16 protein-coding genes and 3 pseudogenes are annotated in these 22521 nt (G+C 39.2%); 4 read left to right on the top strand and 15 right to left on the bottom strand.

Annotated elements, in window-relative coordinates:
- Positions 1-27 precede the first annotated feature (27 nt).
- Positions 28-1974: a polysaccharide biosynthesis protein gene (locus tag ACXAGP_RS12385; protein WP_475261744.1), complete on the bottom strand. Its 1947-nt coding sequence runs from the start codon at positions 1972-1974 to the stop codon at positions 28-30.
- A 301-nt stretch (positions 1975-2275) separates the two neighbouring features.
- On the opposite strand from ACXAGP_RS12385, the gene ACXAGP_RS12380 reads away from it, so the two are divergent.
- The 4 genes from ACXAGP_RS12380 (at position 2276) to ACXAGP_RS12365 (ending at position 6516) form a co-directional block, all read left to right on the top strand.
- Positions 2276-3409 carry a glycosyltransferase family 4 protein gene (locus tag ACXAGP_RS12380; RefSeq protein ID WP_475261742.1) on the top strand — a complete coding sequence of 378 codons (1134 nt, stop codon included), beginning with the start codon at positions 2276-2278 and terminating at the stop codon, positions 3407-3409.
- A gap of 23 nt (positions 3410-3432) precedes the next feature.
- Complete coding sequence (locus ACXAGP_RS12375; RefSeq protein WP_475261741.1) at positions 3433-4380, top strand: NAD-dependent epimerase/dehydratase family protein; 948 nt, start codon at positions 3433-3435, stop codon at positions 4378-4380.
- Entirely contained in the window at positions 4373-4924 is a 552-nt protein-coding gene (locus tag ACXAGP_RS12370; protein WP_475261740.1) for a sugar transferase, read from the top strand. Before ACXAGP_RS12375 ends, ACXAGP_RS12370 begins: the two co-directional genes overlap by 8 nt.
- A gap of 377 nt (positions 4925-5301) precedes the next feature.
- A complete protein-coding gene (locus tag ACXAGP_RS12365; RefSeq protein ID WP_475261739.1) occupies positions 5302-6516 on the top strand; it encodes an ArnT family glycosyltransferase in 1215 nt (404 codons plus the stop codon).
- Between the two features lie 193 nt (positions 6517-6709).
- Here ACXAGP_RS12365 and ACXAGP_RS12360 read toward each other — a convergent pair.
- The 14 genes and pseudogenes from ACXAGP_RS12360 to ACXAGP_RS12295 form a co-directional block, all read right to left on the bottom strand.
- Positions 6710-7333 (bottom strand): annotated as a pseudogene (locus tag ACXAGP_RS12360) (IS256 family transposase); the annotation flags it as partial.
- Between the two features lie 40 nt (positions 7334-7373).
- A pseudogene (locus ACXAGP_RS12355) lies at positions 7374-8448 on the bottom strand (IS3 family transposase).
- A gap of 75 nt (positions 8449-8523) precedes the next feature.
- Positions 8524-8922 (bottom strand): annotated as a pseudogene (locus tag ACXAGP_RS12350) (transposase); the annotation flags it as partial.
- A 124-nt stretch (positions 8923-9046) separates the two neighbouring features.
- Positions 9047-10156 carry a glycosyltransferase family 4 protein gene (locus tag ACXAGP_RS12345; RefSeq protein WP_475261738.1) on the bottom strand — a complete coding sequence of 370 codons (1110 nt, stop codon included), beginning with the start codon at positions 10154-10156 and terminating at the stop codon, positions 9047-9049.
- An 11-nt stretch (positions 10157-10167) separates the two neighbouring features.
- Positions 10168-10845 carry a sulfotransferase family 2 domain-containing protein gene (locus ACXAGP_RS12340; RefSeq protein WP_475261736.1) on the bottom strand — a complete coding sequence of 226 codons (678 nt, stop codon included), beginning with the start codon at positions 10843-10845 and terminating at the stop codon, positions 10168-10170.
- Positions 10846-11916 carry a glycosyltransferase family 4 protein gene (locus tag ACXAGP_RS12335; protein WP_475261735.1) on the bottom strand — a complete coding sequence of 357 codons (1071 nt, stop codon included), beginning with the start codon at positions 11914-11916 and terminating at the stop codon, positions 10846-10848.
- A gap of 169 nt (positions 11917-12085) precedes the next feature.
- Positions 12086-13441 (bottom strand): polysaccharide deacetylase family protein, encoded by a 1356-nt coding sequence (locus ACXAGP_RS12330; protein ID WP_475261733.1) that lies wholly within the window; start codon positions 13439-13441, stop codon positions 12086-12088.
- 2 nt (positions 13442-13443) lie between these two features.
- Positions 13444-14415 carry a GNAT family N-acetyltransferase gene (locus ACXAGP_RS12325; protein WP_475261732.1) on the bottom strand — a complete coding sequence of 324 codons (972 nt, stop codon included), beginning with the start codon at positions 14413-14415 and terminating at the stop codon, positions 13444-13446.
- Positions 14412-15569, bottom strand: coding sequence for an aminotransferase class V-fold PLP-dependent enzyme (locus tag ACXAGP_RS12320; protein ID WP_475261730.1), 1158 nt, complete (start codon positions 15567-15569; stop codon positions 14412-14414). Before ACXAGP_RS12320 ends, ACXAGP_RS12325 begins: the two co-directional genes overlap by 4 nt.
- Entirely contained in the window at positions 15559-16497 is a 939-nt protein-coding gene (locus ACXAGP_RS12315; RefSeq protein ID WP_475261728.1) for a sulfotransferase family protein, read from the bottom strand. The genes ACXAGP_RS12320 and ACXAGP_RS12315 overlap by 11 nt, the downstream gene beginning before the upstream one ends.
- 432 nt (positions 16498-16929) lie before the next feature.
- A complete protein-coding gene (locus ACXAGP_RS12310) occupies positions 16930-18516 on the bottom strand; it encodes a hypothetical protein (protein ID WP_475261727.1) in 1587 nt (528 codons plus the stop codon).
- A gap of 117 nt (positions 18517-18633) precedes the next feature.
- Complete coding sequence (locus ACXAGP_RS12305) at positions 18634-20256, bottom strand: hypothetical protein (RefSeq protein WP_475261725.1); 1623 nt, start codon at positions 20254-20256, stop codon at positions 18634-18636.
- Positions 20257-20259: 3 nt separating this feature from the next.
- Positions 20260-21078 (bottom strand): sulfotransferase domain-containing protein, encoded by an 819-nt coding sequence (locus tag ACXAGP_RS12300; RefSeq protein ID WP_475261724.1) that lies wholly within the window; start codon positions 21076-21078, stop codon positions 20260-20262.
- On the bottom strand, positions 21079-22497 hold the full coding sequence (locus tag ACXAGP_RS12295; RefSeq protein WP_475261722.1) for a lipopolysaccharide biosynthesis protein: 1419 nt from the start codon (positions 22495-22497) through the stop codon (positions 21079-21081). It lies immediately after the preceding gene.
- Positions 22498-22521: the final 24 nt, after the last annotated feature.

Raw genomic sequence — 22521 nt, 5'->3', positions numbered from 1 at the left:
CTTTCTCTTATCAATTCATCAAACTGGTTATTTACTGTTTGCTAAAACATGCACGTTTTCTGTGGTCGAGTTATCTTGCTTTTTTTTCACTGACGATGCTTTATTTAAAATATCACACAGTGGCGTTGATGGCTCAAAGCCGGTAGGGGCATCGATTAAAAGTTGTCTAAGTTGCTCAGCGTTATTTTCAATAATGCCGCATTTTATTTTGTCCAACAAAGATTTCAATTCCGCATCTGCGAGCTTAATTTCATTGGCCCTCATGATTCTAGGATGACGCGTTTTGAAGACATCACCGCCAATAAGTAACTCTTCATATAGCTTTTCCCCTGGACGCAATCCTGAGTAGACGATTTCTATGTCTCCCTCTGAGTACTCATCTGGCTTATACGTGTATCCCATTAACTGAATCATGTTTTTGGCAAGATCTGCGATCTTAACGGGTTTCCCCATATCCAAAACGAACACATCACCACCTTCAGCCATCGCCCCAGCCTGGATCACAAGTGATGCAGCCTCAGGTATCGTCATAAAGTAGCGATTAATCTCAGGATGAGTAACAGTAACAGGGCCACCATTTTCTATCTGTTTGCGGAAAAAAGGGATTACCGAGCCTGACGAACCCAAAACATTACCGAATCTCACCATTGAAAATACAGTGTCGGTGCTTTTATCAGCCAAATTCTGAATAATCAATTCTGCCAAGCGTTTTGATGTACCCATTACATTAGTGGGACGCACAGCTTTATCAGTTGAAATCAGCACAAAATGTGAAACTTTGTGTTTCAACGCTGCCTTTGCAACAACTCTGGTACCCCAAATATTGTTCCACAACCCTGCCCCCATATTAAATTCAACAAGAGGGACATGCTTGTAAGCGGCTGCATGATAAACGGTGTCGATATCAAAGGATGCAAAAATCCGCTCAATCAACTTTTCATCTGTTACTGAGCCCAAGATTGGTTTCACCGTAACATCAGGTGCTATTGACGAAAGCTCTTTTTCAATCGCGTATAGATTGTATTCTGACACCTCAAAAATGATCAGTTGTTTGGGAGAATTTTCGACAATTTTTCTGCATAGCTCAGAGCCTATTGAGCCACCCGCTCCTGTCACCAAAACAGTTTTTTCTGCCAAACATTTTTCTAATAAGTCAGCAAAAGGTTTAACTTCATCCCTGCCCAGTAGCTCTTCGATTTGAACTGAACGAAGCTGGGTCACACTGACTTTACCGCTGACCAAATCGGCGGTTCCCGGAATAGTTAACATATCTACGTTCATATTCTGAACTTTAGTAAAGATTTCGCGCTTTTTGTCACTAGAAATACTCGGTATAGCAAATAATACCGTTTTAATTTTGTACACATCAATCAGGAATTGAAGCCTTTCAGGCCCATAAACATCGACGTTCGAAACGGTACTTTTTTGCAAAGTTCTCTCATCATCAACAAAAGCAACCGGGTTGTATTCATTGCCATTTTGCAATGACAAACACAACTGCCTACCTGAAGATCCCGCACCGTAAATAACAACTGGAATCTTGGCAGCATTTTGCCGCATATTAATGACCCCGCGCACCAGTAATCTTGAACCGGCAACCAGTATTAATATAACTGCTCCAAAAATAAACGGTACGGACCGAGGAAGTTGTGCATCAAAGACGAAGACCAAGGCGACAAAAACCATAGTAGATGACAAGGTTCCAACGAACACACTAGAAAGCGCCTTTACATCGAGATATCGAATTACCGCTCTATACAGCCCCAACTTCACCCAAATCAAGAGTGATATCAGTATTGTCAACAACAAAACTGTGTAGATGTCATCTTGCATCCACCTATGCCAGTCCTCTCCTACCCTTACGTATAAAGCAAGAAAAAATGAAAACAGGATCGAGCTAATGTCAATAAACAGTGTGATGAGTCTCTTAGCCCATCTTGGTACTTCAATAATTTTGTCGATTATAGAAAACAAAAACTAGTTCCTACCTAAAGGGAGTGTATTTCTCGCAACTTTGAATCAATACCGCATTGAAAATTCGGTTTTCATCTTAATTGTATTGTAATAAAAAAAGCGCTTATGCCGCAATCGACATTCCCTTAAATTCTGTGGATAATGGCGGACTAATTAAATATGGGAAATCTAAGGGTACTTTGAGGGACTGGTAACATTAAACCTAAACAAAACTCACCTACTGTCAGTTAAGTTTTTCGACAAATACCGCTACTCCCTTACGTCACTAATCCAATACCTGAATCATGAATAAGTAGTAAAAATGTCCTCTAAAAAATTTGTATTAATTGCTAATGCTGCATTTACCATTGTCAATTTCAGACGGGAATTGATTATGTTACTTGTAGAAAGGGGACACACTGTCGTCGTGCTGTGTCCAAAGGAGTGTTCCCTTTTAAATACCCGAAATGCGAGCAAGGAGTTATCTGAATTAGGGGCCCAACATCGTGATATTAATGTCAACAGGCAAGGAATAAATCCTTTAAATGATCTAAAACTGTTTTTTCAAATTGCCAAGATAATTAGGCAAGAAAGCCCCGACTTTGTCCTCAACTATACGATTAAACCTACTTTATACGGCTCTATTGCCGCGAAACTGTTTTCTCAAGCAAAAATATTCTCAAATGTGACAGGCCTTGGATACTTGTTTACCGCGACAGGAGTTAAAGTAAGGCTGCTGGCCATCTTAGTCAAGTCTCAATACTATATTGCGTTAAAGTGTAACACTTTAGTTTTTTTCCAAAATAGTGACGATCTAGCTTTAATGAAAAGCTCAGGGCTTTTGCACAAAGTTCCAACGAAGGTCATTAATGGCTCAGGTGTAAACCTATCTTTATTTGAAAATGTAAAAAGAAATATTAAGGCTGGTCAGTTTGTTTTTGTCGGGCGTTTACTCGTTGACAAAGGGGTGTTGGAATATGTAGCTGCCGCAGAGCAAGTCAAACAACAATTTCCTGAAGCTGAGTTTCTGATTGTGGGGCCGACTGATAGCAACCCAGCAGCAATTAGTGAGGACCAGATAGAAAAGTGGCAAAGCAGCGGTATAATTAATTACATAGGTCCCCAAAAAGATGTGTCCCCATATTTGGCTTCTTCCGAGGTATTTGTATTACCCTCATATAGAGAAGGGACCCCAAGATCTACATTAGAAGCAATGGCAATTGGGATGCCAATTATCACCACTGACGCCCCTGGTTGTAAGGAGACAGTTATTGAACAAAAAAATGGATACAAAGTCCCTGTTAAAAACAGCATCCTGCTAGCCGAGAAGATGATGAGCTTTTTAGAAAACCCAAAGTTATCTAAAGAATATGGTGCCGAAAGTCTCAAACTAGTTCGTGAAAAATACGAAATAACTAAAGTTATAAACTCAATTATCGAAGAATTTGAAGTTTAAGATTTATCACTCTGGAACACAAATTGAAAAAACGAATAGCAATTACCGGCGCAAGCGGATTTATTGGCAAACATTTACTTAAAGCATTAACTGCCAGAGGATACGAAATTACAGTCTTCGTTAGATCTCCGTTGTCAAACTACCCTTCGGAAGTCAACGTTAAGCTTATCTCTGATTTGGATCAAATACAATTTTCACTAGGGGAATTTGATGCACTGGTGCACCTTGCAGGCATTGCTTTTAATTCTGGTATTGGTGAACCTACTAACAACGAAAAATCAGAATATTTTAGAGTAAATTGCCAGCAAACTATTTCTTTATTTGAAAAGTGCATTAGCGCAAAAATCAACAGATTTTATTTCCTCAGCACAGCTTTAGTGCATGGTAACTCAACATTGTCACCGATAAACGAATCACAAGACTTTAACCCTCAATCACCTTATGCTCAATCAAAAATGAGGGCAGAGAAAGGAATCAGAGAAACGAAAAGTGGCCATGAAACGTCTTATACGATTGTTCGAATACCTCCAGTATACGGACAAGGTGTCAAAGGAAACTTGGGATCCATTGAAAAGTTGGTGAGAAAACAGATTCCCACCCCCTTTGGCAGTTTTACTGATAACAAGCGTAGCTTCCTCTCCGTAGATAATCTTACTGACTTTATAAATTCTACATTATTTGAACAAAAAGCGTGTAACGAAACATTTTTCTTATCAGATGACGACGATGTCTCAACCTACACTTTATTTTCTTATATGTACGAAGTTACCGGAACTAGAAGAGTTATGATTCCTGTCCCAATTTGGCTTCTGAGTGCAATTACAAATATTATTGGAAAGAAAGGCTTGTTAGATAAACTAGTTGCTAACTTTCAATTGGATATTCGCAAAGCCAAAACCTTAGTTGGTTGGAAACCCAAAGTTAACCTTTATAAAGGTTTGGAAAAAATGGTAGAGATAAAAAATGATTAGATTACTTGACATAATTTTTGCGATAGCAGGCTTACTTCTTGGCTCTCCTGTTATAATAGTTATTTTCATTGCAGGCCTCTTTGATACAGGATCGCCGCTATTCATACAAGAACGGGTTGGGCGTCACAAAAAACCATTTAAGTTAATCAAATTTCGCACTATGAAAAAAGACACGGCATCTGTGGCTAGTCACCTTGCATCAGCTTCCTCTATCACTCCATTTGGAAAGCTACTTAGAAAATCAAAACTTGATGAAATTCCTCAGTTGTGGAATGTACTTTTAGGTCAAATGAGTCTGGTCGGTCCCCGTCCAGGACTTTTCAATCAATCGGATCTAATTAATGCTAGAAATGCTCTTAACATTTACAAGGCACGTCCCGGAATAACAGGATTGGCGCAAATTAACGATATAGACATGTCAACTCCTGAATTATTAGCAAGAACTGATAAAAAGCTTATCGACTCTTTGAATGTAAGAAGTTACTTTCTATATATTTTTCAAACTATTTTAGGGGCGGGACAAGGAGACCGAGTAAAGCCTTAATGTCAGGCCATACCTTTTTACTTTGAAAACAAGAATTGAAACACTATTCAATCCTCATTATTATCATTACAAATAACGGAGGACGTACAACCTTACATGAATATTTAGTTAGGCTAATGTTTGTATGCTCAGGGAGCATCGTTCACGTTTCAATAAAGAACAACAATCTTTCGCTTAATTGAGTCTTTTAAATAATTACCGACGTAATCAAACACAATAGTTGTTAAGTTGTTTAGATACAGTAAAACTTCTTTAACCTTCGATACATATAACTTTTAACAATAAGGAACACATAAGGTGTCTTGTGAGCTTATGCCGCTATCACGGATAATCTCTGATTTACAGTGGTCACAAAGACTAAATTCCGAGAAAAATCCATGTTAGGTGACTTATTAGGGATAGTACTACTATTAATGCTTGGACTGCTGACAGTCATCGTGAGTCTTACACGCCTTTCCTCTATTGCCGTACCTTTATTGATTGCGGTGACAGTAAGAATTTTAGCTTTACTATACAATGTATATATTGGTCCTTTGCCAGATAGCGGTGCGGATGCATTAAGATTCGAAAGTCAAGCAATGGAATGGGCTGAAAACGGGTTCCAAGCTGCGTTAGGTCATTTTCCGGGGCCACATAGTTTTTTCGTTAGCTGGGTTATTTCGCTCTTTTACGCTGCGACGGATCGCAGCTTATTATTAGCGCAATCCCTGAGTGCTATTTTCGGCGTTGGGACTGTAATGTTGGGTTGGTACCTGACACGTCAGCTGTGGGGCGAACGAGCCGCTCACAAAGCGATCTGGTTGTTGGCCCTGTTTCCGACTCTAATTCTTTACTCTGCATTGGTAATGCGCGAAGCATATATCTGGTTTTTCTTTTTATTAGGGCTTCTTGGGGTGGTGCGATGGGCACAAGGTTACACTAAAAAAGGAATTTTTTTAGGAGCTATCGGTTTCCTCTCTGCAACCATGTTTCATGGTGCCATGTTAATTGCACTTTTAGCATTTGCATTTCTAATAGGAATTTCTGCTATGCGAGTGTTTTTTGTTCGGTTGCTGAGCGGATATTTCCAGCCGTTAGCTCTTTTGGTTATAGCGATTGGTGTGGTAATTTTAGGAAGCTATGCAGCAGGATTTTTTCATGTACCTAAACTTGGATCGGCAGAACAGTTGACAGATGTTGTAAGAATCGTTAATCGTGCAGAAAGTCGCGGGGATGCAAGTTATCCTGAATGGCTACAGCCTAATGATTTCACTGAATTAGTCTTGCTGACCCCGGCAAGAACAGTTTACTTTCTCTTTTCTCCCTTTCCATGGGACGTCAAAGGGCCTAAACACTTGATAGGGCTTTTTGACGGTCTTCTATATATGATGTTGATATATATGATGTGGCGGAACCGGCGTGAAATATGGAGAAACAGAGGCGCACGGGCAATATTTTTAGTAACATTGCCTTTGTTAATAGTCTTTGCGATGGTAATAGGGAACTTTGGCACAGGGCTACGCCACAGAGCTAAGTTTGTTACCTTGATGATAGCTTTGATAGCACCGCGCTTTTGTAGGCGGCGCACAATTTTCAATAATAAAAGGGAATAAGTGATGAGTTGCCATCAATTAATCTAATAAGTTTTAAGGATTCAGAATCTAGTTAATAAAATAAATTAGTGTGATTACCAGGGGAACGTGACGGTCTAACTACCGAGCGATTTTGACGTAATCACACTAGTACAAATAAAAAAACAAACATTACAAAAGAGGGCGTTCAGAATTCTGTGTCAGTTATTCGGGCCTAAATATCTAGCATTCCGTCTAGTCGTCCATCGAAGTGAATAGCGAGCTGAGACAATGTCATATTCCAGTTTTGAATAGGCATTGTCCATTTCTTCGACGCATTTAATATCCCAGCATAGAGCAGCTTAAGCAAACTATTTTCATTGGGGAATCCGCCCTTGGTTTTGGTCAGTTTCCGAAACTGGCGGTGCACCGCTTCAATGGCATTGGTGGTGTAGATGGCCTTGCGTACGTATTCAGGATACTTGAAGTAAACGGAAAGGTTCACCCACTTGTTACGCCACGAGCGAAGAACGATGGGATATTGCTTGCCCCACTTAGCGTCCAGACGCTCAAGCTCTGCTTCAGCGGCCTCTTTGCTTACCGCCCGATAAACCGGCTTAAGATCAGCCATAAACGCTTTCTGATGCTTCGACGCAACATACTTCATCGAGTTACGGATTTGATGGATAACGCATTGCTGAGCTTCCGTTTCAGGATAAATGGAGGCTATCGCTTCAGGAAAACCGTTCAGGCCATCAACACAGGCAATCAGAATATCTTCAACACCACGATTATGCAGATCAGTCAGCACTGATAGCCAATAGTTGGCACCTTCTGATTCAGACAGGTACAGGCCGAGTGGTAATCCCCCCATTTTTAACCGAAGTTAAAAGTAGAGGTTAAGCGGCCATCAGAGGTGGTTTGCCTCCATTAGCCTTGTGCGGTCTCTGGTGATTGTAAAACCAAAGCCATTGGGTTGCATAGTCCTGTACTTCTTCTAATGAATCAAACAGGTGTTTGCTCACCCAACTATATCTTATCGTTCGGTTGTGCCGCTCAATGTAAGCGTTTTGTTGTGGCTTATCCGGCTGAATGTAATCTATCCTTATTTCATGCTTTTTAGCCCACTGTGTGAACTCGTGGCTGATGAATTCAGGCCCATTATCACAGCGTATGACCAGTGGCTTTTCACGCCACTCCAGTAATTGATTGAGGCACCGTAATACCCGCATTGAAGGCAGGGAGAACCCGGCTTCAATCGCAAGTCCTTCACGGCGATAATCGTCAATGACGTTTAACAACCGATAGCTCCGCCCGTCAGATAATTGGTCATGCATAAAATCAATCGACCATACCTGATTCGATTTGATTGGCTCTTTTAGTGGCTCAGGCGCATTACGCTTTAAACGTCGTCGAGGCTTTATCCGCAGATTCAAAGCTAGCTCACAATAAATACGATAAACGCGTTTATGGTTCCAACTGTAGCCTTCTACATTTCTGAGATACAGGAAGCACTGGCCAAAGCCCCAATCAGCATGCTCATCTGTTAAATTGACGAGCCAGTTTGCAATGCAGACATTATCATCATTGAGTTTAGCCTGATATCGATAGCAGGTTTCACTGATGTTGAATGCCCGACACGCAGCACGCACACTTATTTTATTGGAAGCGACAGCTTGTTGCGCCATCTCCTTTCGGCGAGACGGCTTTACCACTTTTTTGTCAGAGCTTCCTGAACAATCTCCGCCTTAAGTCTTTCCTCGGCATACATCTTTTTCAGGCGCGATTCTCTTCTTCCAACTCTTTCAATTTGGACATCAAAGATGCATCCATACCACCGTACTTCGCCCGCCATTTATAAAATGTGGCGCTGCTCATGCCATGCTCACGACAGAGTTCGGGTACCGGTGTACCTGCTTCCGATTGTTTCAGGATCGCCATGATCTGGCTGTCAGTAAATTTTGATTTTTTCATGCAGAATCTCCTGCGTATAGGTTACGAGAAAATTCTACTTTTGACGTCAGTTATTTTTCGGGAGGATTACCCAGTAATAGTGGCTTCGGAGACATCAATGCCATACATGTCTTCTACATGACTACGAATGTCACGGTAGCTCATGCCAAGAGCGAACATCGACAATATTTTCCGGTCTATCTCATCAGTCAGTTTGATTTGATTCTTCTTCACCAGCTTTGGCTCAAAAGAACCTGAGCGGTCACGAGGGGTATCGAGTTCGAACGCACCAACGGATGATTTTACCGTTTTCTTGCTGGAGCCGTTCTTGCGGTTAGGCTGTTCATCTGACTCAAGGTGCTGCTCTAATTCTGCTTTCAGGGCCGCTTCGGTGAGTTGCTTTATCAGGGGAGTTAAGACACCATTTTCACCTGTCAGGCTTTGTCCTGACTGAAGGGCTTTAATGGCATCATCAATATTGAAGTCTTTGGTCATGTGTTATTTCCGTTTTGTATATTTTACTGAAATGACACAGATTTCTAAACACTACCTTACAAAATCATTGACCCATAAGGTAGTTCCGTTTTTTGAAACTACCTTAACCGTCCCATTCCTCATTTTAAACGCTTCGACAATGTTCCGAGTATGATTTTTCAAGCTTGGAAACCAGTTGTTGAATACTAAACTTTTCGATTACTTTTGTTCTGGCAGATTCTATACAGGATATTCTTAATTCTTTATCTTCGATTATTCTCACTAGATTGCTTTCCAATCCTGAAATGTCAGCAACATCTGACATTAAGCCATCTTGTTCATGATTTATCACCTGAGGGATGCCACCAGCATTTGTAGTCACAACAGCACAACCAGAGCTCATGGCCTCCAGTAAAGCAAGGGGTAACCCTTCAAATTCAGAACTCATTAAAAATACATCAAAAGCGGAATAATAAGCGGAAGTATTCTTTTCAACTCCCACCATAATACAATCGATATTGTTCTTGTCTCTGTAATCCTTAATTTCTGTGTATAATGCCCCTCCACCAACAAGTATAAATTGAGTATTTTTACATTTTCTTGATACAGAGTGACATATATCTAACCAAAGCTTTAAACGTTTCTGTTCTCTAAAACTAACCACAGTTCCAATTAACACGGTTTCCGGTGCAATATTATGTTTTTCCCGAACGGCTCGCGCGGATAAAGGGTCGTTTATAAACCGACTGGTATCAATACAGTTTTGCAAAACATCAATCTCAGGTGTTTTTGCAATATTTTTTGAAATAGACTTTAAAACTTCTTCAGAACAAGCGAACACTTGCTCCTGAAAAGGATAAGTAATTTTGTTCAAAAAACCGGTAATCTTGTTATAGCTTTCCTGGAGATTATGCTCTGTATATATTAGTTTACATCCAGTATAGAGCCGAATGATTCGCCCCACTACCCCCACAAGTGGCAGATGGCAATGTAAAATGTCTATTTCGTTGTCTCTTATGTATCTGATAATTTTGGGTATGGACAAAAAGAGTGTTTTATTAATGTTCTTACCGTCAATTAAGAATATTTTACCGCCATTAGATTCGACATCCTCTACCAAATCATTATTTCCCCTAGAAAAAATACAATAATGAAACTGGTACTTTTCTTGATCGTGAAACTTTAGGGTTTCAGATAGCAACATTTCTGCCCCCCCTCTGTTTAACGATTTAATTATGTGTAAAACCTTTATCACAAATATTTCCTTTATTTGGGGTACTTAAAGAGCTCAAAGTCTTTTTGATAGCGTGAATAAATAATATCCTTCACCTCATTTGATAATATTGTGTTTGTATGACTCTTTGACTTATTAATATGTTTTCTCTGGATGGGTTGTTCTGCGAAATTCTGAAACTCCCTATAGAAATCATCAATCTCCTCAACCTTCCATATTTTTTTGACTAATTGCTCACCTTTATCAGAGTGCGTAAATAAATACTGAGGTTGAAATACATAATCCTCAATTTCTAAGTCGACTTTTTTAACCCATTCGTGAACGAATTTCTCGAATGTATCAAAAGCAGAAGTTTGATAACGTTCAGGATTAGCAATCCCCATCACATCGGTGCGCCCCTGTTTTGCAAAATTATATGCCGAAACAAGTCTGTCATAAGGATTTCTCACCAATGCAAAAGTAAAGCTATTATCAAATTCCGATGATAAAGCCGCTTTGAGATCTTTTGCTTTATAGTGGCCTAAAGTCTTGCCGTAAAGTGCATGGCATATTGATGTTCCTGCAGCTTTTGGCACATGTACAAAAATAACTTTGGATTTCGTGTAAGACTTTTTTTTTCGAATCAAATTTAAATATTCAAATTGCTTTTTAGGTAATTGTTTTTTGAAAAAATTAAATATTGATTGTTTAAGTACTTTAAAATTGGCCACTTAGTTTAACTTCCCATAAAGTTCAAGCAGGCTATTACGATGAGACTCAAGTGAAAAAGATTTACGTATAGTCTCCTTTGCGTTCTGAGACAACACCTTTCTTTGTTCAATGCTCATGCCAGACGCATTTTCAACTGCCTTGAAGAAGCTTTCCTTGTTATTGTCAAATACCAAACCATTAACTCCATGCTCAACAATTAACTTTGTTGCTTCCGTGTTTGACACGATTGGTATAACGCCGTATGACATGGCTTCCAATAATGCAAAATTGCCAAAAACAATTTCTGTAGGCAATAAAAAGAAAGATGCTCTCTGGTAATACGCCATGGGATCAATGAATCCATGAAAATCAAACCCTTCCGTTTCTTTCATCTCGTGTAACCGCTGACGATTCTCCGTCGCAATAACGTCACGTTCACCCAGCGATCCTAAAACCGACAAGGAAGTATCTCCTTTACGGTAGAAATACTCTATAACCCAGTCAAAATAGCGCTCTTTGATGATTCTGTTCACCCACAGAAAATCGATTTCTTTATCTACACTTTCATTTTCTTTTGGCAGTTCAACCGCGTTAGGCAAGAAATGAGTATTTTTAACGTTAAGTCGCTTTAAATCATGCTCCATATAGGGTTCCTTGTACCAGACATGATTTGCCCATAAAAACGAGTATTTGACTGACAATTTGTAGAGCCAAGATTCACAATCAAAGTTTTCAGGGCGCAAAGCAATACCTCTGAGAATAGATAACGACTTAATATTTAGGGCTTTAATGATGAGGATATAAAAAATTGCGAACCGACCGATAGGATATAACTCGACATGGTGAATTTTAGACTTATTTTGTTTCAAATAGCCAAACACTTGAAAAATTCGCGTGAATAACTTTTTATCTAAAATCTTTAATGAATTTCTTGAGGATAATATTGCAAAGCGCTCCTTTGAATCTCCCATTGCATCATTGGTGAAAACGGTAAAGTTGTAACCACTTTCATTCATCAACTTAATTTGATTGATATTTTTGTGCTTGAAGGTATCAAGACCTAATATTACTACTTCATTTTTAGTTACCAAGAATTCCTCCAAGAAATACTTCTGCCTTTTATATTGCAAGGCTGGTTAAAACAGAACATAACAATAATGCAAAACTCAATTATTTAAAAAGAGTTATAATGTTATTACCAATCGATTGATTTAGGTCGTGCATACTCAGGAGTCATTCGTTAAAATATTCAGTACACACTTATATGAGTTTCGTGTACAACTTTTTGTCATTTTCATTTTCAAAATGACTGTTGTGCCAAAGAAGACAGTAAACACCGTTATATCTTTGACATATCTCCTTATATTTCAGAAAACGTTCCAACGCCTTATTCGAATATCCCAATCCCTCGTATCTTTCTGCAATAACAGTACACTCCATAGAAATAAGGGGAATTTCTACTACTTTGAGAGCCTCTCTTTTCTTTAAATCAAAAAGTTTAAACGAATGACAGGTTCCGCACCTAAAACCCAAAACCTCTGCATATGCAAGAGTTGAATCATATTTCAGTCCATTAGTGTCCCAAAGTGCCGGAGTTTGCAGCCCATCCCATCGAAGTATGTGCATGCGCCCGCCAAAGCTCGGCGTATTAATACCGGCTTTGGTTAATGCCTTTCTGAGTATATCTACCGACAAGGTAAAGTTCGTTGCATTATCATAGCAATTGTAACCGGGATGAATTCCAATTTCGTGTCCACGACGATGGATTTCCAACATTAACGACTGAATTTCTCTACCTTCCAGCTCAAATACTGAGTCAAAGTTCGACGTTTTATAGGGTATGAAGTAAAACGCTACTTTGTTGCCCTTTTCCTCATTAACGTTCATCATCCAGTCAATTGTGTCTCTGTATCTATCGTTAAGTTTCATACCTAACTGGTAGGCCACATATCGAAACACCGTAGCTACACAAGTTTTTAAGTTTCTTCTTTTTAACAGGTCACCAACTGACTTTCTCGCAGTTAATTGGAATGAACGCCTTATTGGATCGAAGGGACTGTCTAGATCACAGGTGATCAGTTTTTTAAATTTCTCCTCTCTCCGCTTAAGAGATATGTCTAAATGCTTGAAGATGTTCCAAACATATTCAACGTATTCATCCACAACTGGCCGTTCAAGAAAACCGAATTTGTATGCGACGGAAGAAGAAGCTGGAAACCTGTTATGATTATCTCTGGTCTCTTGTAACACTTCTTCATAACGTGACAACATGAAAAATATGCTAGCGAGAACATCCAATCCAATAGAAATTTTTCTTTCTGAAATCTCAGAATAATCGCAACCATAAATAATGACCAAATCTTTTTCTGGAGCAAATTCATTGATTGCGAACATAGGTTCAGGTAAGACACCTAGACGGAGATATTCATGATGGAACTGGTTCCAAAACTCTCCACTTGTTTCGCATATAGTGCCATTTGGCAAAACAAATTTCACACTGGGCTCATTTTCATCTATGTCGATGGTATAGGGCAAACCAAATCTTGTCGACAACAGATAAGAGAGGACATACTTTTTTTCAGGCAGAGCGTTTCCATTACAGACAACTTTGATCATTTCTATTTCAACATTCCCTTAACGGCAATCAATGTATTAAACAATCGCGAAGGAGCATGACTAACAGAAAAGTAAGTTTGTTGTCTGGCGCCAAATGCACGACAAAAACGCTCTACAGGCTCTATCATAGACCCTTCAAAATCAAATTTTTCGGACACTGTAGCGGCAAATTGGATCGCGTGCCAAAGCAACATACTTGTAGCTCCACTATTTCGTAATTCAGGGTCACCACCACTCATAAGATAATAAGTTGAGTCTTTATCCCAAACGATGAAAATGCCAGCATGGGGACGCCCCTTCGTATCTACAGCGATAAATGTTTTGGATCTTTTTTGCACACTGGTTTTGCGGTGAAGATTCTTAACAAATTGCTCTGAGTAAGGAAGAGCGAGCCCCTGTCGTTTGAAGGTGAGCTTATTTAACTCGATGAAAACCTCAACCGGTAAATCATCTTTAATGGTTAAATTGAATTTATCTGTTGCTTTTCTGATGTCTGTGCGAATATTGGCCTGAAATCCGTCCCAAACCTTATCAAGATTCTTCAGATCATCTATAATGTAAGTATAACGTGTGGTCTGAGAGAAACCGGCCCAATAAAATGGCAGCCAATTCTGGAGAGAATAATGCCAATTCTGGTTGAAGAAATGGTACTCAGGCAGTTGAGCAATCAATTTCTCCATGATGTCCTTTTCTTTACTTAGACGTTTTGCATACTTAGCATTAGAAGGAAGTATCCAAGGGCCAAGACTTTTTGTAAGAGGTGGCTGAACTAGCCGTTTAAAGCCTTTTGCGTGTTTCAAAAAATAAGGCATTGAGGCAATTACCTTACCATCCGCCATAACTAGACATACATTCCAGCCATCTTCTCCACACACTATGTCTAACCACCATGCTTGGCTGAACAGTGAAATATCTTCTCTGGTAACACTAAACTCGCGGTAAATGTCTCTTTTTTCTTTTTCACTTAAATTCACTGAGTTTCGAAGCCTCTAACTATGGTATCCAAATCTTGTAGAAATAAATTTTGATGAACTGGAACGTCGAGAGCACACTTTGAAATTTTATAGGAATTCCAATCCATGGACCAATCTCGCCCAATCAAGTTACCCCAGTTAAAGTTGCCAACTCGAATTCCGTTGTTTTGCAATGTTTTTGCTATTTTCGAAGACTTTTCTATTTTGTGAGGAAGAACTCTAAGCTTTAGCCAGGCTGGAGAAACGCCCTTATCGACAAACCACGAATCTATTCCGTTAATTCTTTCAATTAACATTGAAGCATTATCATTCCTAACCGAAACAATCTCTTGGTATCTACTTAACTGCCAGCAGCCTAACTCAGCCCTAACAGGGCCTATTGAAACATCGGGTATTTTAAAAGTACGTTTCCCATTACCCAATAGTCTATTTTGAATTTTTGATAAAAACGAATTTGCGTTTGATATATAATCCCTTCGAACTTGCATTACGCGGTAAAAATCTCGAAGTAACTGTAGTTCTTCCATTGGTTCGATGGCCGATACTTGTGCATAATCTGTAACGCTAAACATGTCATCATTATTCAATACAATCGCCCCCCCCCAACCCAAGGAAATCGGTTTGTCGTAGTTGAAGCTGAATATTGACGCATCACCAATGGTTCCTACTATACGATTATCTATTTTTGCCCCCAAGGTATGAGCGCAATCTTCAATAATCACAACCCCTTTGCGTTTGCATAACGCAATCAACTCGTCAAATTTTGAGGGGATTCCAAAAAAGTGAGTAATAACAACTGCCGCGGTATTGTCAGAAATTTGTTCTTCTATCAGATTTAGATCAAGGGTGCCTAATAATCTCCCAAGGTCATAAGTTTTCACTTCATATCCAGCATTAACTACTGACTCAGCTACAACAGAACAATTAAATGCTGATACAAGCACTTCTGTTTTGCCATTTGCGTGAATTGATTTGAGAAGTGCTGTTAACCCTACTCTACCGCTTGAGAAAAAGTGCACGCTCTTTTTGTTTACATTTAAATATTGAGAAAAATCTAACCTAAACTTTTCTACTGAATCACTTTGATGATTAACGCTACAGTTGCTAATAATTTCAGAGTTCCAAAACTCTTCCACTGTATCTTTAGGTTTCATTCACCGCCACCTTAAGTTCATTCAATAACTCCTCAGGAATAGAATAGCTATTCCTCACTTTGAAAACAGCGGGCACATCATAAGAAGGGGAAAGGTCGACATTGTTCTTCTTAAAGAATGCTCCTATGTCACTCACAGATTTATGAACATCTGAACAAAACGCTTCATAACTCACATGAAATATCTTCGAACTATCCACACTCAAACGTTCTAAGTCCGCATCTATCAACTTCTGGATCTGCTTGACTTGCCCAACAACTTGCTCCGCAGAAGTCAAATTTTTTAAGGACTTAACATTAGGAGGCTCCATCGACCACCATTTATCGTATTGACCGTGAATTTTTTTTCTAACCTCTAATAATGAATGTGCATTTTCCAGAATGTCTCGATCTGTAACAATAAACAAAGCTTCCGGAAACGCCTTAAGAATCGGCTCCAGCCTCAGAGAAACATACATATTTTTAAACAGTATAGGTTTACCACTCACTCTAGTAAATTTTGCTATCGAGCACCTCAATCTAGTCATGGCACTTTCGGAAACATCTTTAGAAGTCGTATATGCAGGATTACGTGGGAAAAATCGATACCAGAATTCACCGCACTCTGAAGGTTCGTGCCACCCTGAGGCTCGACCAAACTGTGAGCTAAATGAAGACTTTTTACGCCGCCCTATATAACGCACAATTCGCTCAATAATGTGAGGAGAGCCGTAGAATTTTGCATGTAAATTGGTCGTATATCCGAGGTCAAATGCATTACAAAGCACTTGCATTAGTACAGTACTGCCTGATCTGGGGGCCCCAATAATAAATATCGGGGGGAATTCAATTGCAACGTTCTTTTTGGCGTTGAGTGAATCAATCCAGCCAAGGACCTTTACATTCAGAAACCAGAGAAAAGCTCGATACACTTTTTTTAGTGTTTTCAAAATTTAATACTTCCTAAATTGCCGAAAAAACATCAAACATTTGCTTCAACAGACAAGACCTCTTCCAACATTAGAGACATTAATGCCAAAGCCTTTTCTAGAACCAAGTTTCAACTCCAAAAGAGACTCAACTCTACCTTGGAGCACTTAATCTCTTTATCTAATGGCCGCCTTTTATTCTGTTAGTATGTTTTATATTGGACTGTTCTAAACCACTACCTCATTGTGACTATCTATTTTGTGACGTTGAATTAGTCAGCCAAAAATACTAAAACGTTTTTCTGTCACACCTAACCAAATAAAACATGACAAACAACCTTTCTGAAATCCAAAGATTACATTGTCCAAGTGAAGAAGTTATTTCATTATTTAATGATAATTTGTGAGCATAGAACTTTATTTTTTTGTCAAACAATGACTGGCCCGAATAATTTAAAGGCTTTCGTCACTGGTCAACTGGTAAAGACTCCACTTAGTACCCTTTGTAGCTATTGGCAGTTCAATTCCAATTTCAGACTGGACCGACTCCCAATCTATCCATCCAACTAAATGGACATCTCTCCCCTTAGTGTCTAGTGGGTTTTCTTCCGACTCATAATACAAAAAGTAACTCCCTTTACAACTTGCCAGATTCTTTTCTATTTCCTCTATACTTCTCCCCCAAAAATCAGCCTCACTATCAGTAATATTATTTTCGAACACCAAATACCAATCGGGAAAGACGTGGATATTTCTCTCCGACGCGAAGTAAAGTACGGCTTCGTGAATAGCTCTTTGCCCGTCAAAAACACGTTGGTAGTTCCCTACAGGATCATCAAAACAACAAATTACTTTCTCACCTGGCGGTATTTTCTCTAATAAATTCACAAGGGCTTTCTTAATTGACCTTAAATCGAATGGTGCTCGTAATGGAACAGTAAATAAATACTTTTGCCTATCGGTAAAAGACAAAAAGTATGGAATTGGATTCATCAATAACAGCCATGAAAGAAATAGCTGCCAGTCAAAAGACATAATTAACATGGCTGTGCAGACTGTCATTATCGGCATCAATATTGAGCCAAGGTCTGCAAATCGCATAATTTTTAAATCGTTAACAATCATTAACATCCACAAACTAACCAGCAAATAATCAACATAACCAGTCGAGAACATATAAAAAAATTGGAATTGAGCTAGTAGAATTGAATAGTAAATCGTTTTGATGTAGTCGCTGGATTCAGCTTTTCTTATTAACTTCTTTTTTCCTTTTACAACTCCAATGCCTTTTGCAACTCGAATGACTTGTTCTAAAAGATGTCCTTTTTCTAACATTCTGAGAAAATGTAGAGCAATTTTCAAAACAGCGGGAATCATGGAAAAAATCGGCATAATACTACTAACTTGCAAAGCACTTGCAAGGCACAGAAATGCTGCAATAAAGCAGGCGGTAATCGAACCAAAACTGCACAACAGCCAACAAATTGCTGCAAGTTCATATTGCTGATTATAAAGGCACCAAATGCCCAAGGGGAAAAACAACCACCCCATAACATTATAATTTTGTAATTCAAATAAATTACAATAAAAGCTAGAGCTGCATAGAGCGCAAGCAATGATCAACCAAAAGTACTCTGTAACTGGCCCTGTTAACCAAAAAGTGTGTAAGAACAACCAACCAAACATACCAATTAGAATCGCTACTGGTCCTAACCGCCAATTCAATATTATTGAGGGTAATGATAAGTGAAACCAACGGCTCAATTCGAAACGGCCGTTACCTATCAGCGTCGAGGTCCCTTGAAAGGAAAACTTTTCAATATTTAGTGCTTGATTCCAATAAAATAGAGAATTGAGTCCCCGGGTTGGATTAAATCGACTGTAATGACTCCACTGACCATTTGCCAAAACCCGACAATTCAATAACGACATAACCAGAAAAAATGGCGTGGTAATGACAACAGTAATCGGTGCAAAAATTAAAGCGAGAATCCCACGATTCCCAAATTTATTAGTGTATCTTTTGATAGCATTTATCATAATAACGATAGTTTAATTCTAGCTTAATAATAGTTCTCTGTTTGTGTCTCCCTCTTTAGCCAAAGCAAAATCCCAGAGATATAAACAGTATGAAATATAGATTGCTGTTCCTATAAGTTACTTCTCAACAACTTTTATAGTTAAATCTGTTTCGATTGCACCTAAAGTAATGATACGTGGAGCAGGTTCACATTCTTGGTGTAAACTAAAGTTAATTGGCTGGTTCATGCACCCATTAGTTATTGTAGACACAGTCAACTTGTTCTTGAGCAATTGTAGCTCAATTGACTGGGCGCCACTAAGATCAATTTGTCCCAAACTGGCTCGACCTATTGTGGAAAATTTACTGTTTGACAGCAAACGATCGATCCTGCGTTGAATATTTCTGAAAACTGCCTTAAAAACGCTTTTCAATCCAGAATTGGGCTTGTAATACTCCCTAGGCGACCATACTTCGATTCTATTATCTTTGACAGAAATCAGGGCTCCGTTGCCCTGTATCGGACTCAGAAAAGAGTTAGAAAGCGCAATGAAAAACTGTTTCTTACCTTCCAATGTGAGAAGATCAATGCTGCAAACCAAAGAACCTGATGACGAAGATCTTCTAATAAAATGTGCTTGGGCATAGTCAATATCTTGTTTTGAAGCAAGCAATGTCACTTTTTCATCGAATACTTCAACGGCTTTCAAAAAGCCTGGCGACACACGAAATTGAGACGATATTACACCAGAATCCCGTAATTGAAATATTGCGAGAGAATTGGTGGCTGCTTGGTGATTCTTACCTTCAAACGGTATCCCCATGAAGAAGCAATCAATAGTTTTATCCATCTGCAACAAAGCTTGTCGATCAAAACAAGGACCTTCGAGCCTATAGCTATGAGAATTGTCCACCGGCCAGCCGTCCGGAATAAGAATTGGGTTTTGTCTGTGCTCCGTCCAATTAATAAAGTCTTTAGTAAAAGCTATCCCGATTGCATAATCGCCCTCTGCCGTACCATTAAAACCAAGCATGAACCAGCCATCTTCAAGTCTAATTATTCTTGGATTACAAACTGCTTCAACGGGCCATGTTTTAACCTGCTTATCAGAAAAAAGTGGACTCCCACCATTCATTGGCGAAAAGTTGATACCATCTGTAGACTTTGCTGCGAATATTTGGCCACGCTTTTTGTTCTCTGACTCATTTGCCTCAAAGCAAATAATGATATTTCCATCGTAATCAACTACCGCATTCAGCACTCCCATCGCTGAAGGATGGGTACGCAGACCCGAAAAATCTTTAGAAGTTAGAATCGGATTGTTAGGATATCGCTCAAAATTTAAACCATCATCACTATATGCAAGACCTATTGCGTCATTGACATTTACTTTTGTAGAACCGCGATAATACATCAGATACTTATTTTCCATCTTAATGCACCAGGGAGATGCCGCGACCGCTCCATCCCAACTCCCTTTATTCACGCTAAGTACGGGCTCTTTAGTTTCTTTCTGCCACGAACGTCCATTGTCAGCACTAACTACTTTCCCGCCTTGCTGCAATGTTCCCTCTTCGGTACTCCCTGTATAAAACGCCTGTAACATCCCATTACTGTTTTTGATAAAACGGCCATCTGGTCCACTTAACAAAGCGATATCTCTGACCCCCCAAGCATCCCAGTCATCTTTTTCTTTACTTTTGCGGTGGACAGGAAAAGCTTCCTTAAGAATCCAATCTGCTTCTAACAGTTGTTTCATTTTCTAAATTATCTCCGAAAAATCATGTCCCACACGAGAAAGGTAGGCTTCTATTTGAGCAAGTTGACCTTGAGAAAACTGATTTATTCCTCTACCAACTTTCCCTTTGTTGAAACGTATTCCTTTGTTGGGATCACGCTTGCCACCTTCAAGCTCATTGATGACTCTTTTTGCTCTATCAACATCAAATTCTATGCCATAGAAATTCAATATTTGCTCAAAGAAACTCAGTTTGTCACCCACCATTTGCTCATAAGAAATAGGCAAAAAATTAATATTTTGTTTGTTTTCCAACCATGGTAAATACAAGTTTATGGAGTAAGGCAATACTATATCAATAACCATCTGGCGCTGGTCTTCTTCTGTCAACTCATTGAAGTTTCTTGGAATATAAAGACCTGTTCCGCCAAGCCAATTTCCATTATTTATATGCTCTTTTACGCTTATCAAACTGTCATAAATATTTCTTGTCATGAACAATGGAGAAAGCCGATATTTCTGTATGAGAGCGAATTGCCTTTCAGACGCAAATAATCTGATATGACGAGCACATGTTTTTCTACTGTTAAAAAACAGCCTTGCGTTGCTTAGCGAGGCATAATCGCCTTTTGCTGCAATTTCAACCTTGTAGGTATCCAAATATTTGTTGAGTACCATCTCGACAAAAGTGGACCCTGTTTTGAACAAGCCCGCTACAACAATTAACTTACCCGGCTTACTTGGCTTGTTTCCGAAATCAGTGACCCAATCTCCAAACTGTGTGTATAGTCGCTCTTTCATCAGTCGGGTCTGTAACTTGTTTAAAATTTTGGAATCAACCACTTAATACTCCAGCGATTTTTTTAATTGAAGCCATAAACTCACACCTATATAAATAGATAACGAGGTAACAATTATAATATCTGATAAATCAATTCCGGGCAGCGCATAACATATTAAATAACCAGTCCCTAAAACACCTATTGCTAAATATTTTGCCACTAAAAAGAAAGGTAAGGGTATTTCCCAGTACTTACGAGAGACCAACACCATTATCACCAGACAGAAAAAATAAGTAAGGGCTGTACTGATAGCTGCCCCTATGTACCCCATTGCAGGTACAAAAAAGTAGTTTAGAATGACACCAACTACCGAAGCTATCCCCATAACATATGCTCTAAGGTAGGTTTTTTCAGCTCGCCAAAGCCCAGGACCGGAAATCATGAAATATCCCCAAAAAACAAATTGCCATGACACTATTCCTACGATAATCCAAGCCTCGAAATATTCAGAAGGAACGACGAAATTTACCAAAACAGGGGAAACAAGAGTCAGAAAAAGTGTTCCAATCGAAGCTATACCAAAATAAACCAACGTTAATTGATAAAAAAGCTTCTCATCACCACTGTTAATTGCATCCATAGCCAATGGAAAAGCCGCTTTTCTGAAAAGTTCAATAGCAACCATAGCAACCGCACCAAACTTTGCTCCAACGGCAAAAAGGCCGAGAACATCCTGCCCATGATAGTATTGAATAAACCATCTATCAGCACTACTCATAAAATAAACAGCCATTCCCGCAGGCAGCAAGGGAGCTCCAAAGCGAATGAGCTTAGGCCATTGCGATGTATGTAATTTGTTAAAACTTAGATAATCGCGCGCATTAAACCACCCTAAAACTCCGATACACGCAGATGCGATCGTCGTTCCCCAGAAGTACCCTTTTAAACCAGCATCTAACAGAAGCGTGAATATGAGGATCAAAGATGTAGCAAGAATTGATTGGCTAATCATAATGAAGATGTACTTCCAAGGTCTGTATAGTAACCTCATTACTTCTGCACTTTGATTCATCACCTGAATGAATAAAGAACCCGCAAATGCGATAGCAAAGTACTCCCAGCTGAGAGCTGAATCAAAGAACACATTGTTTAACAAGGGGGCAAATAGTGTGGCTATCAGAACTATACTTAGCCCCCAAAGCAACCTCCATTGGAGAATGGCGGTAACCAATTCAGCTTGGGCCTGTTTTCCTTGATTTTTTACTTTGTAGAAATAAAACGATTGGGCAGCGTCCATTCCCATTACAAGCAATGCACCAAGGAAGCTACTAATCACAGTTAGCATTTCAATGGCGCCATATTCACTCGGCGAAAATAGTCGAGTATAAATCGGCAGCACCAGAAAGGTGACACTTTTTGCAAAAATTCCGCCAATTCCATAAACAACAGAATCTTTTCCTAACTGTTTTAGCCTACTCACTCACGCAGTCCAATAAATTCTTCA

This window comes from Planctobacterium sp. AWM4_229, from assembly GCF_056160305.1.
The sequence above is the reverse complement of the archived record's forward strand: the minus strand, read 5'-3'. Positions and strand labels throughout refer to the sequence as shown.